We start from the raw sequence: 16,712 nt of genomic DNA on the forward strand, positions 1-16,712 counted from the left end.
GCGACATCGTTACCGTCTCAGTACTGCTCCTGGTACGCCGAGATCAAGGAGCAGATAAGCGCTCACCATCAAGGCCATGGCGCCGGTGACCCGCCACCAGCTCGGCAACCGCTCCTTCCGAGGCGGCGGAGAAGGGGCCGAAATGCCCTTCAACAGCCCATCGCGTTTCCTCCTCGATGAGGTCGGCGTTAATCCGTGCACCGGCCATGACACCCTCGGCCGCAGCGGTGATCACCTGGGCCATCAGGTTGGAGACATTGCCCGCCGCATACACGCCCGGGACGGCCGTGGCCCCCATGGCGTCGGTCTCGATAAAGCGCCCGGCCCCCGACGGGTGCACCTGGGAACTTAGCCCGAGGGATTCCAGCAGAGCGGATCTGGCCTCCATCCGGGCTCCGACAGCCAAAGCCTGCAGGTCGAATGAGCGGCCCTGGCGGAGCGTGATCCCCGCAAGGACACCCTCGACGGCGTCGACAGAAGCCACCGCGCCCTCAACGACACTGACGGACCGGGCTGCGAGCTTTTCCCACTCCTCCTCGGTGGGCTGCACGGTGTCGTTGAGGAAAAGGGTGATATCCCCGGACCACTGCCTGAACAGCAGGGCCTGGTGGACGGACAGCGGGCCTGTGCCCAGCACTCCGATCCGTTGCCCGCGGATTTCCCAGCCATGGCAATAGGGACAGTGCACAACGCCCTTCCCCCATTGCTCCCGCAGCCCATCGATGGCAGGCAGTTCATCCGACAGGCCGGTGGTGACAAGGAGGCGCCTGCCGGCGAACCGGCGGCCATCACCGAGCATCACGTCGAATCCATCGTGGGTTCGCCGTGCCGCAACGGCTTCTCCGTCAATGACTGTTCCGCCGTAGGAGAGCACTTCGCTGCGTCCGATGGAAAGGAGTTCTCCGGGGCTCATACCGTCCCTCGAAAGATACCCGTGCACACCCGCTGCGGGTGCGTTGCGTGGAGTTCCGGAATCGATGACCAGTACCGAGCGGAGCGCCCGGCCCAGCGTTGTGGCCGCGCTGAGTCCCGCCGCACCGCCGCCAACAATCACAACGTCATGCCGTGTTCTGTCCATGCTGATTTGCCCTTCGTCGTGTCCTGCAAGTTCGCCGCAAGCGTCCCTTGCGGCGGTTACTTCAGCTTCCACCGCCTCGAAGAATATTGGCAAGACTTGTTGCCGGTATGGCAAACTCGAGGAATGGCAAACGAACTTGATGACGTTCTCGGGGCGGTGGGCCCCCGGCTCCGTGCACTCCGTACCGAACGGAACTTCACCCTTGGCGACGTGTCCTCCGCCTCCGGCGTGTCGGTCAGCACCCTGTCCCGCCTGGAATCCGGCCAACGCAGGCCAAACCTCGAAATCCTGCTGCCTCTCGCGAGGTTGTACGGTGTTCCCCTCGATGATCTGGTGGGCGCGCCGCCCACCGGGGATCCAAGAATCCACCTGCGGCCCATCACCCACGCCGGTATGACCGCCGTTCCGCTGACGCGCCGCCCAGGCGGTTTGCAGGCCTTCAAGATGGTCCTCGCCGGTGACGCCCGCGGGGCGGAGCCTGAGCCGCGCGTTCACGAAGGCTATGAATGGCTGTACATCCTCAGCGGGCGGCTGCGTCTGGTGCTGGGCGACAAGGACTTCGAACTTCGCCCCGGGGAAGCCGCAGAATTCGATACCCACACACCGCACTGGTTCGCCAGCGCCGACGGCAAACCCGTGGAGTTGATCAGCCTGTTTGGACAGCAGGGCGAGCGGATGCACGTACGGGCACGCCCCAAGCCCGCATAACCGAAGTCCACTCCATCAGCTGGCTCGCCGGAGCGTCCCGCGTCGCGTGATCCGAGCATGCCCGACGGCGGCGGGCGGCACCCAGCCGCGCACCGCCGTCGTCCATCCCTTGCGTTCGCTCAGGTCCCGCAGAAGGTCCGGTAGTTTCCGAAGTCATCAGGGGCGGGGCCAGCGTAGCGTTCCAGGCCGGGGCGCTGGGTGTACGGCTCAGCCACGACGGCCATCAGGCGGTTGAAGGGGTCCAGGTCGCCTGCAATAGCAGCGTCGAGGGCTTCTTCAACGAGGTGGTTCCTGGGGATATAGGCGGGGTTGACGCGGTCCATCAGGTCCGCATCCGGCGCCAGCGCCAGCCATCGAGCCGCCCACGCGTCGAAGGCATCGGGGTCCACAAACATGGCCCGGGCAGTTTCGGTGGTACGGCGTTCCGGGGTGCCGCGGGCCGCCAAGCTGAGGCTCCGGAAGAAGGAGGTGTAATCCACCTGGCCCTCCTGGAGCAGGCCCAGGAGGCCGTCCACGAGCGGCGACGCGACGTCGTCGGGCGTGTCCGCCCGCAACCCCAGCTTGGATTTCATGCCGGCTGACCAGGCCGCACTGTACAACGCGCGGAAGGCACCGAGGGACTCCACGGCGAGCGCCACGGCCTGGTCCTGGTCTTCATGGAGCAGGGGCAGGAGTGCCTCGGCGAGCCGGGTGAGGTTCCATTCGGCAATGAGCGGCTGGTTGCCATAGGCGTAGCGTCCGTCCGCGTCAATGGAGCTGTAGACCGCGCCGGGGTTGAAGCCGTCCATAAATGCACACGGACCGTAGTCGATGGTCTCGCCGGAGATGGTCATGTTGTCGGTGTTCATCACGCCATGGACGAAACCCACCAGCATCCATCGCGCCACCAGGGACGCCTGGGCCGCTATGACCGCATCGAAGAACGCGAGATAGGGCTTGTCGGCGAGCGCCGCGTCCGGGTAGTGGCGGCTGATGGCATGATCGGCCAGGCGGCGGAGGAGGTCCGTGTCGCCGTTGACGCGGGCAAACTGGAAGCTGCCGACGCGCAGGTGGCTGCTCGCCACCCGGGTAAGCACCGCCCCGGGCAGTATCGTTTCGCGGCGGACGGGCCGGCCCGTGGCCACCACGGCGAGGGACCTTGTGGTGGGGATGCCCATGGCGTGCATGGCTTCGCTGACGATGTACTCGCGCAGCATGGGACCGACGACGGCGAGACCGTCACCTGCGCGGGCGAACGGTGTCCGGCCGGAGCCCTTGAGGTGGATGTCCCGGAGCTGCCCGTGGACGTCCGTGACCTCACCCAGCAGGAGGGCTCTCCCGTCGCCGAGCCGGGGTGAGTAGCCGCCGAATTGGTGTCCGGCGTAGGCCTGGGCCACCGGCGTGGCACCGTCAGGGACCAGGTTGCCGATCAGCAGCAGCGTCCCCTCATCCGACCGCAGCAAGGATGGGTCCAGACCCAGCTCGCTGGCCAACGCCTCGTTCAGGACCAGCAGCTGCGGATCAGGTGCTTCTTCCGCCTGCCACGGAACCGCCAGCTCCCCGAGTTCGCGGGCGAACCGCCTGTCGAAGGTGAGCGTTGATGGGATTGCGGTGCTCATCATTCAAGACTACCCGCGGCGGGCCCGGCCATACTGCAGCAGACCAGAGCCGAAGCCGGCCGCCCTGCAGTGGGTCCCGCACCCCTGGCTAGAACTGCTCCGCCGGAATGGAAAATCCGAGGTCCAGGAGCCCGCGGCCTGCCTGCTCCAGGATCGGGTCCATGGTCAGCGAGGCGTGGTTGAGCAGGACATTGACATCGCGCTGGATCCGCTGGAGCGGGTGCGTCAGCCGGTGCACACTCCCGCCGGAGCCCGTCAGGATCAGGCGGACAGCCTCGGCCGACGCGCCGCCACTGAGGCCGAGGGAAAGCCGGTACCGCGCCCGCTCCTCATCGGTGAAGGCGACAGGCCGCCGTTCGTAGGAAGCGGCCACCACCCGCACAGCTTCCTGCCAGTGCAGCCGCGCAGTGGCCACCTGCCCGTAGGCCTGGGAGAACCGGGCCTGCGCGAGCGGTGAATCCGCTTGCCGCGCCTGCGTTGTCTGCTTGACCTTGCGCACCATCATCAGGTCCTGGAACACCTCAAGGGCATGCTCAGCGGCACCCAAAGCAGCGGCCGGGGCAACCATGTTCAGGAACGTGGCCATGGGGATGTGGATGTTCGGATCCGGGTGGATGCGGCTGCCGGGATTGTGCACCGCGGACAGGAGGTTCCACTCGAGGGCGCGGTGCGCCGGGACAAACAGGTTTTCCGCCCGGAGGTCGTTGCTGCCCGTCCCCCGCAGGCCGGCCGTGTGCCACACATCCAGCAGTTCGAGATCGGACACCGGGACCAGGCACTGCAGGCGGACTTTACCAAGCTGCACGGCCAGCAACGCCCATTCGGAGTGCATAACCCCGGAGGCGAAGCTCCAGCGGCCGGAGATGGTGAAGCCGCCGGGAACCTTCTCCGCCTTTCCTGGAGGGGCGCCGGTGGCGGCGGCCAAGGGCGCCGGTCCGTTGGCGAAGACTTCATTCTGGGCTTCCTGCGGCCAGCGGGCCAGCATCCAGACATGCTCCACCAGGTGCCCCACTGTCCAGGCCGTGGAGACACATCCCTGGGCGAGGCGGCGAACCACCTCCACGTAGGTTTCCAGGCCCATGCCGAAGCCGCCCACAGCTTTCGGTGCGAGCATCCGGAACACGCCTGCGGCCTTCAGTTCAGCCATGGTGGCTTCCGGGATACGGCGGATCTCCTCGGCTTCCGCGGCGCGCTCCCGCAGCCGCGGAATGAGGGCATCCACCCGGGCCAGCAGCTCGCCATGGGAAGGAATGACCACGGCCGGAAGGATCTTCGCTGTCTTGACTTCCGCGGGCAGGGCTTCCGCGGGCAGCTCGATGGTGTGCGCCGTATGGGTGCGCTTCGCGGCCAGGTACCGGTGGTTAGCCGCCGAGAGGTGCACCCCGGTGGGGACCTGCTCCGAGACGTTAACGCCGAGGGCGGTCAGCTGCGCTACTTTGTCCGGGTTGTTGGTGAGGAGGCGGATCCGGCCGGCGCCAAGCGCGCCGAGCATCTGGGCAGCCGCACTATAGTCCCGCTCGTCCTCGCCGCGGCCCAGTGCCACATTGGCTTCGTAGGTATCCAGGCCGGTGTCCTGCAGGGCGTACGCGTCGAGCTTGGAGTACAGGCCGATGCCGCGCCCCTCCTGCCGGAGGTACAGCAGGAAGCCCCCGACGGCGGCAATCTCCTCGACTGCCTCGCGCAGCTGGGGCCCGCAGTCACAGCGCTCGCTGCCGAACACATCGCCCGTGAGGCACTCGCTGTGCAGCCGGACCAGCGGCCCCGTACCTTCCGGGCCCGGGTCCAGCAGTGTCTGTTCCCACGCGCCGAGGGCAAGCAGCAGGTGCTCCTTACCGTCGGCCAGTCCATGGAACGTCATGATCTCGGCGGTGGCCCCGAAGCCATCAGGGAAGCGCAGCGGGACGGTGACCTGGCTGCGGACGGCGGCCGGTTGTTCGAATGGCCGCGCGACGGTCTCGGACATGACGGTCATCTGGGCTCCTCAGGAAGTCTGGAAGTACTTGAATATTGAAGTAAACAATACTGACCATTAGTTCACGATGCAAGTGATTTGCCGGACACAAAACTTCATTCATGAAGTAAATGCCGTAGACTCACCCTATGGAAAATCCCGTGGAGCCGCGCTGGCTGAGCCCCGATGAACGCGACGTGTGGCTGACCCTCGTGGGCGTGATGATGAAGCTCCCCGCCGCCCTGGACTCCCAACTGCAGCAGGATGCCGGGATAAGCCACTTTGAGTACATGGTCCTGGCCGGCCTGTCTGAAGCTCCGGAACGGACCCGCCGGATGAGTGACCTGGCTGGCTTTACCGAGTCCGGGCTTCCCCGCCTGTCCCAGGTGGTCAGCCGGCTGGAAAAGCGAGGCTGGGTTCACCGCTCGACGGATCCTTCCGACGGACGCATCACATTGGCGACCCTCACCGAGGAGGGCTGGACGAAGATCACCCAAACCGCCCCCGGGCATGTGGAAGCCGTGCGTGCACTCGTGTTCGATCCCCTCACGAAGGCACAGGCACGCCAGCTGGGGAGCATCGGCAAACGCATCATGGGCGTCATCGACCCGGAGGACCGCTGCCTGCGTGAAAGCCCCCCGCTCAGAGAAACGTGATGCCCGGAAGAGCCACGCGAACGCAAGAAATGACCGGCTGGGTGGAGTCTGTACCCTTGAGGCGTGGGACATTCAGCGGTCATCATCGGCGCGGGAATCGGCGGCCTGAGCGCGGCACAGGCCTTGCAGCGTCACGGCTGGTCAGTGAGAGTTTTGGAGCAGGCCGCGGCTCTGCCGACGTCAGGCACCATGCTGGGCATGTGGCCGGCCGCGATCAAGGCCCTCGACGAAATTGGCATTGACGCCTCCCGCCGCACCGATGGCTGGGCGCACATTGCCGCCGGCGCAGGAACCCGGCTCTGGACGCCGTCCGGGCGGACGTTGCTGACAGCCCCCGGCGGCGCCGACCTGAACCTGGTCTCACGGCCCGCATTGCTCGCCGCGCTTGCCCGGGACATCGACGTCGGCTTCAACACGCAGATCGTCGACCCGGACCAGATAGGCGATGCCGCGCTGGTCGTCGGAGCAGACGGCACGTTCAGCCGCACCCGGCAGCGGACATTCGGTGACCGATTCCGCGCCCGTTCCCTTGGAGCCGTAGCATGGCGGGGCACCGTCAGAGGGCCCGTAGCCGAATACGGCGAGACCTGGGCCCCCGGGGCCTTGTTCGGCATCACGCCGGCAGGGCCTGATGCGACCAACTGGTATGCCTGCATCCGCGCCGATCACACGTTTGACGGACCGCACCTGCCCCACATGCTGGACCATTTCGGGTCCTGGCACCCCGGCGTGCGGGAGCTGATCGGCAGGATCGACGAAAGCGCCATCCTGCATCATGGGCTCTTCGAAGCACCGAAGGTGCCGTCGTTCGTCACCGGGAACACGGCGCTGGTGGGCGACGCCGCCCACGCAATGGCGCCCTTCCTTGGACGTGGTGCCTGCGAGGCCATCGTTGACGGAGCCACGCTGGGGCGGTCCGTGGCTCAGGCCTCCAGTGTCGAGGCGGCTCTGGCCGTGTTCAATAAGGAACGCCGGGCGCGAAGCCAGCGGCTGGTGCTCGCCTCCCGCCTCATGGGTCAATTCGCCATGATGGATACGGGCTCAGGAATCCGCAACGCTGCGGTCGGTACCGCCGGCCGGCTGGTGAAGCCCAGGCCGCGGCAGGGTCCCACGCTCCCCCGCCCCTAGGACGCGTCAGTCACGCGGGCGCATAAGCGGCGGATTGAGCACGGCATGCGTTGGCTGGCCTGCTGTGGGCCGGGCCGTTTCGGCGAGCCTGAAGAGAGCCGCGGGGCGGCCGGCTTCGCCAGCAGTCATCCGTCCGGTGCTCTCCAGAAAACCAGGGGTTCCGGTGGCCTTCCGGTGGAAGTTCCTGGGATCGAGGCGGGTGCCCCAGACGGCCTCGTAAACGGCCCGGAGCTCGGCGACGGTAAATTCCTCACCACAGAATGCCGCCGCCAGCGGCGAGTATTCGAGCTTTGATTTCGCCCGCTCCAGGGCATCGGCGAGGATCCGCTCATGGTCGAAGGCGAGCAGCAGTTCACCCGCCAGGACTTTGCTGACCGGATACCAGCCGGCATGCTCGGCGTCGCTCCCGGCGGACAGCACCGGGAAGTTTGGAGCAAGCAGTAAGTGAGCCACGGTGAGCACGTCACCGCGGGGATCGCGCCCCTTCGGGCCATAGCTCCCCAGCTGCTCCAGGTAGCCAGGGACATGCTCGACGCCGGCCTCCTCACCGAGTTCACGCGCCGCGGCGGTGACCAGGTCCTCACCGGCAAGCACAAAACCGCCCGGCAGGGCCAGTGCGCCGCGGAAAGGCTCGATGAGCCGGCTGATAAGCAGGACGTTCAGGGCGTCGTCGGCCACGGTGAGGGCGACGACGTCGACCGTCACCGGGAAGCGCGGGGGCTCCGGGTGGGATTCAGGCATGTCCCCATCTTAGGAACTTATCGTCACCTTGACAATAAGTTCCGGTGCGGCCTAGGGTTTGATTATCGTCAAAGTGACGACAAGAAGACCGTTGAGGAGAATCCCATGGCCAGCATCAAGAACTACCCCTGGATCAGCCACTTCCTGGGCAGCCCCACCGGCTACGTCGTCCACCTCCAAAAGGGTTCGGTCCGCCACGAAGGAGTGGGCCAGGCGTTCTGGTACCGTCCAGCGGTCTCCGTGCTCAGCGAGGTTCCCGTTGATGACCAGGAACTGCCCACTCTCTTTCACGCCATAACGCGCGACCACCAGGACGTAAGCATCCAGGCAAACGTGACCTACCGCTTCATCGACCCTGTGGCCGTCTCCAGTCGCCTCGACTTCGGTCTCCAACCGGCCGGCGCAGGTCCCGCGACCGGCAGGGACCAAGTTGCTACGATCATCGGCCAGCTGTGCCAAAGCCACGCCATTGACCAGATCGCCACCACCACGCTGGCCGAAGCCCTGGAACGCGCCGTCAGCCAGCTCCGCACAGTCCTTACCGACGCGTTGCGCTCGGACGCCCGGCTCCTGTCCACCGGCATCGAGATCCTCGGCGTGCAGGTCCTGGCCGTCCGGCCGGAGTCGGACGTCGAAAGAGCCCTCCAGACTCCGGTCCGCGAACAGCTCCAGGCCGAAGCAGACCGCGCCGTCTACGAACGCCGGGCCGTCGCCGTCGAACGCGAACGAACCATTTCCGAGAACGAAATGGCGAGCCAGATCGAACTGGCCACCCGCCGCGAACACCTGGTGGCCCAGGAAGGCGCCAACGCGCGGCGCGCGGCCGAGGAAAAGGCGGCCGCGGGACTGATCGACGCACACGCTTCAGCGGAACGCCAGGGCATCAGCGCCGACGCCGAAGCGAACCAGATCCGGCTGCTGGGAGAGGCTTCTGCGGCACGCGAGGCCGCCACCATGGAGGTCTACCAGGACGTGGACCAGGCCACGCTTCTTGGCTTGGCCCTCCGCGAGGCAGCCGGCTCGCTGCCGAACATCGGGAACCTCACCATCACCCCGGACATGCTGAGCGGGGCCCTCGCCGGGCTGCTCCGGGAACCTGCCGGCACCACCGGCAACGCCGGGAAGTAGGATCCCGGCATGGCAAATCCCTGCCTGGTCATCGTCCACCGACGGACCGAACTCCAGGAACTCCTGGACCGGCATGCCACCCGCGGCCAAGCCGAATTCTTCCTCCGCACACGCGGACGCAACATCCAGGACGTGCAAAAGCACCACGACAGGATCACCGCCGCCCTGGAAACGGTCCGGGCCGCAGTTCCTGCCGAGTGGCGCCACGCCGAGGTGGAGCGCACGGACCTCAGTCGTTTTCTGCTGACGCCGGAGGACGTCGTGGCCGTTGTGGGCCAGGACGGGCTGGTGGCCAACGCGGCCAAGTACCTCACCGGCCAGCCGGTCATCGGGATCGATCCGGAGCCGGGAGCGAATCCCGGCGTCCTGGTCCGGCACACGGCCAACGAGGCAGCAAAGCTGCTCCAGGCAGCTGCCGTGGCCGGGCCCGATCGGCTGAAACGCGAGGAGCTGGCCACGGTGACGGCACGCCTCGACGACGGTCAGGAAATCTCGGGGCTTAACGAAATCTTCATCGGGCACACTTCGCACCAGTCGGCCCGGTACCAGCTCACCAGCCCGGACGGCCAGAGCGAACGGCAGTCCTCGTCCGGGCTGATCGTCTCCACCGGCACCGGCGCCACGGGCTGGTGCGCTTCCATCGCCCTGGAGCGTGGAGGGCGCGCCCTGCCGGCGCCGGCGGACCCCCAGCTCGCGTGGTTCGTCCGCGAGGCCTGGCCCTCCCCCATCACCGGAGCCTCCCTGACGGAGGGAGTGCTGGAGGCGGGCGATTTACTCCGGATCACCGTGGCATCCGACCAGCTGGTGGTGTTCGGCGACGGCATGGAATCAGACCGCCTGACCGCATCCTGGGGCCAGGAAATCACGGTGCGGTTGGGCGAAAGGCCCTTGCGGCTGGTGGTGTAAGCACGGTGTCTGGTCAATCCGGCTCGCGTGTGTTGTGATCTTGACTAGTCGATGAATAGCGCCGGAAAACCCCGGCTGCACGGCGGCCTCATCGTTACGACACGCTGGCAACGCGGCAGGAGGCAAGGCGATGGCATCCATGGACGGAACCGTGGCACTGGTGACGGGCGCGGCCGGAGGCTTGGGAAGTGCTGTCGCCTCCGGCCTTGCACGCGAAGGTGCCGTGGTGGTCGTGGTGGGGCGCTCAACAACCCGGGCGAACGAGGCGATGGTGGGTATCCGCCGGCTTGTGCCGGGCGCCAAACTCGAGCCGTTGGATTGTGACCTGTCAGACCAGTCCTCGATCCATGCCGCGGCCGCTGAGTTCCGGTCCCGCCATGACAGGCTCGACGTGCTGGTCAACGCGGCGGGCGTGTTCCGAAAAGAGCGCCACGTAACCACCGATGGGCTCGAACTGACCTTCGCCACCAACGTCATGGCCTACTTCCTGCTCACCAACCTTCTGCTGGACGCGCTCGCGCGAGCGACCGCGACAGCAGGTAACGCCGGAAGTGCGGACCGTCCTGACGCTTCGCCGAGGGTATCCCGCATTGTCAATATTGCGTCCAGATACGGCAATGCCAGGCTGAACTTCGACGACCTCCAAACTGCAGGCGGCAAGTACAGCTACCTTCGCTCGACGCCGCCCACAATGCTGGCCCGGGTTCTGCTCACGCAGGAGTTCGCTGAGCGTCTGCGCGGCTCAGGCGTGGTCGCTAATGCCGTCCATCCGGGACTGGTCAAGAACACGACGCTGCTTCAGGACGTCGGGGGCCCATTCCGCTGGATCACGAACACGTTTGGAGCACCGGCAGAGAAGGCGGCGGATACCCCGCTATGGCTCGCCACGTCACGCGAAACAGCGGGAGTCTCCGGAAAGTTATGGGCCAAGCGAAAGGAGCTTCCTACGCCTGGAATGGGATCGGATGCCAATGCCCGCAAGCGCCTGTGGGACGAGTGCGCGCGCTTGGCCGGGATGCCGTGACGGAGCGCCTGTTGGTGTGGATGGGCACTGCAGGACTGGAAATTGTCTGCCTCCAAACCCTCTCAGCGGGTTGTTAACCGTCCATTCATCCCCGGGACGTAGCCTCGGCGTCGTGAACGTACTCGATCTGTCCCGCCATGGCTTTACTGTGCTCGATACTGACGACGACGATCCCGTCCTCGTCTCTCCCGACGGCACTCCGGTTGACACGTGGCGCGAGGGTTATCCCTATGCCGAGAGAATGACCCGGGATCAGTACGAAATGGAGAAGCGGCTGCTGCAGATCGAGCTGCTCAAACTCCAAAAATGGATTAAATCCACCGGCCGCCGCCTTGTTATGGTCTTCGAGGGCCGGGACGCGGCCGGCAAAGGCGGAACCATCAAACGCTTCACCGAACACCTCAATCCGCGCGGAGCACACGTTGTGGCACTGGAAAAGCCCAGCGAGCGTGAACAGTCCCAGTGGTATTTCCAGCGCTACGTTGCCCACCTGCCGGCCGCAGGCGAAATCACCATGTACGACCGCTCCTGGTACAACCGCTCCGGCGTCGAACGCGTTATGGGATTCTGCACGGACGATCAGTACCACAGCTTCCTCAGCCAAGCCCCTGCCTTCGAACAGGTCCTCACCAACGATGGCATCGACGTCGTGAAGTTCTGGTTCTCCGTGTCCCGCACCGAACAGCTGACCCGGTTCGCGATCCGTCAAGTGGACCCCGTCCGGCAATGGAAGCTCTCCCCCATGGACCTGGCATCACTGGACAAGTGGGACTCCTACACCGCAGCCAAGGAGTCCATGTTCCTGGCAACTGACACGGACTGGGCGCCGTGGACGGTGGTCAAGAGCAACGACAAGAAGCGGGCCAGGGTCGAAGCCATGCGCCACGTCCTGCACATGTTCGACTACGAGGACAAGGACACCGACCTCGTCAATGAACCTGACAGCCTCATCGTCGGCTCCGCCTCGCGCATTTTCGAGGACGGCGAGAATACCCAGGGCTTCTCGCAGCTGCGCGGGAACGCTGTCTGAGAAGTGTGGTGGGCAGAGGTAAACTCCCTGCCCTTCGGCCCTCGGAGCGGTTTCACAATCCGTGGACGAGCCACTGTGCTGTGCGGATCAGTTCGGCATCGGAACCCTCCGCTCGGAGACCACCAATGACCGAACGCGTCACGGCCGCACCTTCGAAGAGACTAACGACGGTGCTGGCTACTGCGTTGCGCTGTAGTTCCCCGAGTTCCGGCCTGGCGCGCTCCACAAGGTCAGCTACATGCTCGGCGTACTGGGCGTAGAAGGCCCTGACCGCCGCGGCAATCTGCTCGTCTGCCGCGGCAATGGCCCAGAGCTCGACGTGCATGCCGACTCCGGCCGGATCCGAGTGTTCAGCCAGGAGGGCGGCAAACAACCTCTCCGAGTGCTGCCGCGTCAACAGCTCGCCTTCGCCCGGACCGTCTCCGACGCCGATCCCGGACATTTGCTTCAGCCGTTGAAGTGAGCGCTTGAGCGAGCGATCAAGAACGGCACTGATCAGGTCTGCCCTGGTCGGAAAATAGTGCTGCAGGTGACCCACGCGGACCCCGGCCGCGGCTGCAAAGTCCCTCATCGCGGAACCGGCGTTGCCCTTGGCGACCAGTACTTCTTCAGCGGCATCAAGGATGGCCGCCTGTCTGAGGGCGCCCTTGGTTCCGGTCATGATCTCAATATTGTCACACCGCGCAGCTCCAGTTCGGCGACCATTTCGGCCAGGCGGGGAGTACTCTCCGGGAAGCTGATGCCAGGCCGTGAGTCCTCATGCAGGACATGGCGGAGGCCGAGCAGCCCGCCCAGCGCGGTGAGGTGGGCTTGCCCGAGTGGGTCCGAAATCATGGCGGTTCGGATTCCTTTCCGTCCCTGCACATCGACTCGGACATGAGCGATGCCGCCCTTGCCCGGCGAGTACAGGAGTGAGCGCCGGACGGACGTCCAACGACTCCCCCGACCCCAGCGGAAGAGTCCCACCGTCTTCGCCGCCAGGAGGGCCCCCGTCGATGCGTTGGAGCTGAAGCCGATGCGGGTGGCGGCTGTCCCGGTTCCGAGGGTCATGGGGAGGGTGAACTGTTCGGGAGTGTCCAGCCGCGCAACTTTTGTGCGGTGTCCGGCAATATCCACCCAGCGGGTGTCGCTCAAGGGGCTGATGATCATGGGCTTGCCATCTTTCCGGACCTCGAAGTCGTGCCCAAGCCGGTCGATAAAGTCCACGGAGTCCGCGCCTGCCCGGTCTTTGGTGTCGTAGCGGATGGCAACGTCGACCTGTTGTGCACCTCCCGCATCTTCGGCCAACATTCCTGTAACGAGGCTAATGACCCCGCCCATCCATCCGGAGGACAGAAGTACCGGCGCAGTCGGGCTGAGCAGCGTTGCCTGCGTGGCAGCCTTGGTGAGGCGGCTCGTCCAACGGGTGATGTCCACATAGGGGATTCCTGCGCTGACGGCGGCGCGCAGAACACGGTCATCGGGATCGTTGACAACGCTGATGACGGCCCGCGCCTGGGCGGCGAAAGGCGCCGGATCGTCGAGGTCCCACTTCCGCACAGTCACGTTGTGCGCTTCCGCCAGAGCGGCTCCGTCCGCAGGATTTCTGCCGGTCAGGACAAGAGGCCAGAGAGGGGCGGCGAGCCCGGTAAGGGCCGTTCCAACGGTGCCGTATCCGCCCACGATCAGGACTGGACCGGCAGGTTGGTGTTCAAGTAAATCGGTCATAAAGCAAGTTTAGGTCATATGACCTAAAAGTCTAATCGTGGGTTACTTGGAACGTCCTCACAGTGCTCAGTGCTCAGTGCTCAGTACAAGAAAATCAGCAGCCAGTCGCGGTTGTGCGCGTGCACCAGCGCGAGGAATAGCACGAAGTCAAAGACCAGGTGGACGGTCACGACGTAGGTGAAGGACTTTGTCAGCTTGAAGGTGTATCCCTGCAGCAGCGCAAACGGGAACGTCAGCAGCGGTCCCCAGGCCATGTAGCCGATCTCCCACAGGAACGACGAGAAGACCACGGCCTGCAGAATGTTGGCGAGCCAGTCCGGGAAGTGCCGCCGGAGCAGCGTGAACGTGGTGCAGATGAAGAACAGCTCGTCCCAGATTCCAACAGCGTTCACGCCGAAAAAAAGGCGCCAGAAAATGGTGGGGTCCGACGCGTCGGGCCAGTTCTGATACACGTTCGTGCGGATCAGGTACACCGGCAGAATGAGGTAACCGAGTGCCACAACAGCGATCAGATACAGCCTTGCGCTCACCGGCCATTTGCGTCCCGTGTTCACCGGGAACCTGATGATCCTCTCGCGGTAGATGAACCGGGACACCAGCCACGGCACCAGCACAGCCAACGCGAGAGCGCTACCCATGAGCGTCATGTGCGTGATGCTCAAATCAGCGTTCAACGGAACCAGGCTGATGATCACCATTCCCGCCGCAATGAGCGCCAGGTGCCGCAGGAGTTCGCGGTCGATCAGTGCTGCCAAAACCAGGCTCACAGCCAGCATGCCGTAGCCGACGTATTCATTCTCGACGCCGAAGAGGAACACCCCGGACGCCGAGAGCAGCACCGCAGGCATCAGCTTCCAGCTGAGTGCGGTGCGGGCTGATTCGGTCAATATCGATGTCACCCCATCAGCATGCCAGCGACGGCCGTGGCGCGAAACTATCCGGCCGAAGACGTGTACTTCTTGTAGTCGTCGCACGTGGGGCCTGAGTCGAGCATCAAATTGAGCGAACGGAAAATGCCCGCCCTGCTCGTAGGGCCATACTGTCGGACCCCCTGGGTAGCTTCGAGGCAAGTAGACCGACTATGGAAGGGGCCACTCATGTCGACGCCAACTAACCAGAACACTGGTTCAAGCAAGATGGGCCTGGGTCCCGGAACGCGAAAGCATTCCGATGGCGCGTCGTTCCCAGGGATCCCAGCAACGAGAACTATGCCGGAGTGGTATCCGGCCTTGCTTTCGTCGGTTTCCGGGCATGTCGCAGCGGGCCGGCGTCGATCGCTTGCTGCCGTGAACCAGCAACTCATCCAAACGTATTGGGCCATCGGCAGGGACATTCTCGATCGCCAGGAGTCCGAAGGATGGGGATCCAAGGTCATTGACCGTTTGTCCGCCGATCTGCGCCAGCAGTTTCCTGAAGCGAAAGGGTTTTCCCCTCGCAGCCTAAAGTACATGCGGGCGTTCGCAGCCGCCTGGTCGAAGGACGAAATTGTGCAGCAGCCTGCTGCACAATTGCCGTGGGGCCACCAGATGGTGCTGCTCGACAAGGGGAGCGATACCGAAGCCCGCCTCTGGTACGCGGCAGCCGCCGTCGAGCATGGCTGGTCCAGGAATGTCCTGGTGCATCACATTGAGTCCAAGCGCATGGAGCGCACGGGAAAGGCCGTCACGAATTTCACGGCGATTTTGCCACGCGAGGATTCCGACCTGGCGCAGCAGTCGTTCAAGGATCCTTACGTCTTCGATTTCGTCGCCATGACGGACAGGCGCAATGAGCGCGAACTCGAGAATCAGCTGGTCGACCACATTCAAAAGTTCCTGCTGGAACTCGGCCAAGGATTTGCATTCGTGGGCCGGCAGGTGAAACTGCAGATCAACGCCCAGGAGTTCTTTGCGGACCTGCTTTTCTACAATTTCAAACTTCGTTGCTTTGTGGTGATCGAACTGAAGGCTACCGAATTCAAACCCGGATACCTTGGCCAGCTTGGCATGTACATGGCGGCAGTGGATGACCTACTGGCCCACACCGATGACAAACCCACTATTGGTCTCCTGCTGTGCAAGTCCAAGGACAATCTCGTGGCCGAGTACGCTCTCCGCACGACGCAAATGCCCATTGGTGTCTCCGAGTGGAAAACCGAAATCGTGGAGTCGCTCCCCGAGGAATTCGCATCCACTCTGCCCAGCATCAGCGACATCGAAGCCGAGCTTTCGCAAGACTTTTCACAGTGAGATCTAGTGAAATAGCCTGTCCTATGCTCTTGGGTAGCTAGCCGAGACTCTGCGTCAGCCCGGGGTGAGGACGCAGAACTCGTTGCCTTCCGGGTCGGCGAGGCACACCCAGGACACATCGCCCTGGCCGACGTCGGCCTCGGTGGCGCCGAGGGCCCGCAGCCTGGCCACCTCTGCCGCTTGATCCTCACCGGGATACGGCATCAGGTCGAGGTGGACCCGGTTCCACACGGTCTCCGGTCCGGACTTGCCAAGGAACTCCAGATACGGCCCGACACCCGCGGCCGAACGCAGCCTCGCATGATCGTCGTTCACCTCGTGCAGGGTCCAGTCCGTAGCCTCGCCCCAGAACCGGGCCATTGCCCTTGGATTCGCGCAATTAACCACCACTGTGGCGATCGGCCCGGTGTCCCGGTAGATCGGTCGCGGCTCCAGAACACAGAACACGTTGCCCTCCGGGTCAGCCAGGACTGTCCACGGCACATCACCCTGGCCTACGTCGGCGGGCGTCGCACCGAGCTCCAACAGGCGCGCGACCAGCTCCGCCTTATGGGCAGTAGAGGTGGTGGCGAGATCGAGGTGCGCGCGGTACTTCACTGACTCAGGGTCCGGGACGGTGACGACATCAACGCACACGGCGCTGGGGTCCGGCCAGGCGAAGCCTACGGGTTCAACATTGGTCACTCCGGGTCCTTCACTGGAGACACCCCAGCCGAGCGCCTCCGCCCAGAACCGGCCGAGAGCTGAGTCATCACGAGCCTTGAAATTCACCTGAACAAGTCGTAGCGCCATACCACCCGACCCTATACCGAAGAGCCAGCGATATGAG

The 16,712-nt window shown here is 64.7% G+C and carries 16 protein-coding genes; 8 read left to right on the forward strand and 8 right to left on the reverse strand.

All coding sequences use genetic code 11. The annotated features are described in order from the left end of the window. Positions 1-43: 43 nt before the first annotated feature. Positions 44-1,078 (reverse strand): NAD(P)/FAD-dependent oxidoreductase, encoded by a 1,035-nt coding sequence (locus ACZY1F_RS09495; protein ID WP_463941468.1) that lies wholly within the window; start codon positions 1,076-1,078, stop codon positions 44-46. Between the two features lie 123 nt (positions 1,079-1,201). On the opposite strand from ACZY1F_RS09495, the gene ACZY1F_RS09500 reads away from it, so the two are divergent. Further along, complete coding sequence (locus ACZY1F_RS09500) at positions 1,202-1,786, forward strand: helix-turn-helix domain-containing protein (protein WP_463941469.1); 585 nt, start codon at positions 1,202-1,204, stop codon at positions 1,784-1,786. A 119-nt stretch (positions 1,787-1,905) separates the two neighbouring features. On the opposite strand, the gene ACZY1F_RS09505 is transcribed toward ACZY1F_RS09500, so the two are convergent. Then, a complete protein-coding gene (locus ACZY1F_RS09505) occupies positions 1,906-3,384 on the reverse strand; it encodes a protein adenylyltransferase SelO (protein WP_463941470.1) in 1,479 nt (492 codons plus the stop codon). 88 nt (positions 3,385-3,472) lie between these two features. Further along, on the reverse strand, positions 3,473-5,356 hold the full coding sequence (gene ribA / locus ACZY1F_RS09510; protein WP_463941471.1) for a GTP cyclohydrolase II RibA: 1,884 nt from the start codon (positions 5,354-5,356) through the stop codon (positions 3,473-3,475). Between the two features lie 128 nt (positions 5,357-5,484). Between ribA and ACZY1F_RS09515 the strand changes: the two genes are divergently transcribed. Then, positions 5,485-5,991: a MarR family winged helix-turn-helix transcriptional regulator gene (locus ACZY1F_RS09515; protein ID WP_463941472.1), complete on the forward strand. Its 507-nt coding sequence runs from the start codon at positions 5,485-5,487 to the stop codon at positions 5,989-5,991. Between the two features lie 63 nt (positions 5,992-6,054). Beyond that, on the forward strand, positions 6,055-7,119 hold the full coding sequence (locus ACZY1F_RS09520) for an FAD-dependent oxidoreductase (RefSeq protein ID WP_463941473.1): 1,065 nt from the start codon (positions 6,055-6,057) through the stop codon (positions 7,117-7,119). 6 nt (positions 7,120-7,125) lie between these two features. Here ACZY1F_RS09520 and ACZY1F_RS09525 read toward each other — a convergent pair whose 3' ends face one another. Next, positions 7,126-7,860: an NUDIX hydrolase gene (locus tag ACZY1F_RS09525; protein ID WP_463941474.1), complete on the reverse strand. Its 735-nt coding sequence runs from the start codon at positions 7,858-7,860 to the stop codon at positions 7,126-7,128. A 105-nt stretch (positions 7,861-7,965) separates the two neighbouring features. Here ACZY1F_RS09525 and ACZY1F_RS09530 point away from each other — a divergent pair, with 105 nt between their 5' ends. The 4 genes from ACZY1F_RS09530 to ppk2 all read left to right on the forward strand — a co-directional run bounded on the left by ACZY1F_RS09530 (position 7,966) and on the right by ppk2 (position 11,948). Continuing rightward, a complete protein-coding gene (locus ACZY1F_RS09530) occupies positions 7,966-8,988 on the forward strand; it encodes an SPFH domain-containing protein (RefSeq protein WP_463941475.1) in 1,023 nt (340 codons plus the stop codon). Between the two features lie 9 nt (positions 8,989-8,997). Then, positions 8,998-9,894: a diacylglycerol kinase catalytic domain-containing protein gene (locus ACZY1F_RS09535; RefSeq protein WP_463941476.1), complete on the forward strand. Its 897-nt coding sequence runs from the start codon at positions 8,998-9,000 to the stop codon at positions 9,892-9,894. A 139-nt stretch (positions 9,895-10,033) separates the two neighbouring features. Continuing rightward, on the forward strand, positions 10,034-10,918 hold the full coding sequence (locus tag ACZY1F_RS09540) for an SDR family NAD(P)-dependent oxidoreductase (protein WP_463941572.1): 885 nt from the start codon (positions 10,034-10,036) through the stop codon (positions 10,916-10,918). 112 nt (positions 10,919-11,030) lie between these two features. After that, complete coding sequence (gene ppk2 / locus ACZY1F_RS09545) at positions 11,031-11,948, forward strand: polyphosphate kinase 2 (protein WP_463941477.1); 918 nt, start codon at positions 11,031-11,033, stop codon at positions 11,946-11,948. A gap of 52 nt (positions 11,949-12,000) precedes the next feature. Here ppk2 and ACZY1F_RS09550 read toward each other — a convergent pair whose 3' ends face one another. The 3 genes from ACZY1F_RS09550 to ACZY1F_RS09560 all read right to left on the reverse strand — a co-directional run bounded on the left by ACZY1F_RS09550 (position 12,001) and on the right by ACZY1F_RS09560 (position 14,554). Continuing rightward, positions 12,001-12,609, reverse strand: a complete 609-nt coding sequence (locus tag ACZY1F_RS09550; RefSeq protein WP_463941478.1) for a TetR/AcrR family transcriptional regulator — start codon at positions 12,607-12,609, stop codon at positions 12,001-12,003. Continuing rightward, positions 12,606-13,655 carry a saccharopine dehydrogenase family protein gene (locus ACZY1F_RS09555; RefSeq protein WP_463941479.1) on the reverse strand — a complete coding sequence of 350 codons (1,050 nt, stop codon included), beginning with the start codon at positions 13,653-13,655 and terminating at the stop codon, positions 12,606-12,608. The genes ACZY1F_RS09550 and ACZY1F_RS09555 overlap by 4 nt, the downstream gene beginning before the upstream one ends. An 80-nt stretch (positions 13,656-13,735) precedes the next feature. Continuing rightward, positions 13,736-14,554 (reverse strand): CPBP family glutamic-type intramembrane protease, encoded by an 819-nt coding sequence (locus ACZY1F_RS09560; protein WP_463941480.1) that lies wholly within the window; start codon positions 14,552-14,554, stop codon positions 13,736-13,738. 198 nt (positions 14,555-14,752) lie between these two features. Between ACZY1F_RS09560 and ACZY1F_RS09565 the strand changes: the two genes are divergently transcribed. Next, positions 14,753-15,883: a PDDEXK nuclease domain-containing protein gene (locus ACZY1F_RS09565; protein WP_463941481.1), complete on the forward strand. Its 1,131-nt coding sequence runs from the start codon at positions 14,753-14,755 to the stop codon at positions 15,881-15,883. Between the two features lie 54 nt (positions 15,884-15,937). Here the strand turns inward: ACZY1F_RS09565 and ACZY1F_RS09570 are convergent, their stop codons facing one another. Then, positions 15,938-16,675 (reverse strand): VOC family protein, encoded by a 738-nt coding sequence (locus ACZY1F_RS09570; RefSeq protein WP_463941482.1) that lies wholly within the window; start codon positions 16,673-16,675, stop codon positions 15,938-15,940. Between the last annotated feature and the right edge of the window lie 37 nt (positions 16,676-16,712).

The organism is Pseudarthrobacter xylosi, assembly GCF_055412765.1.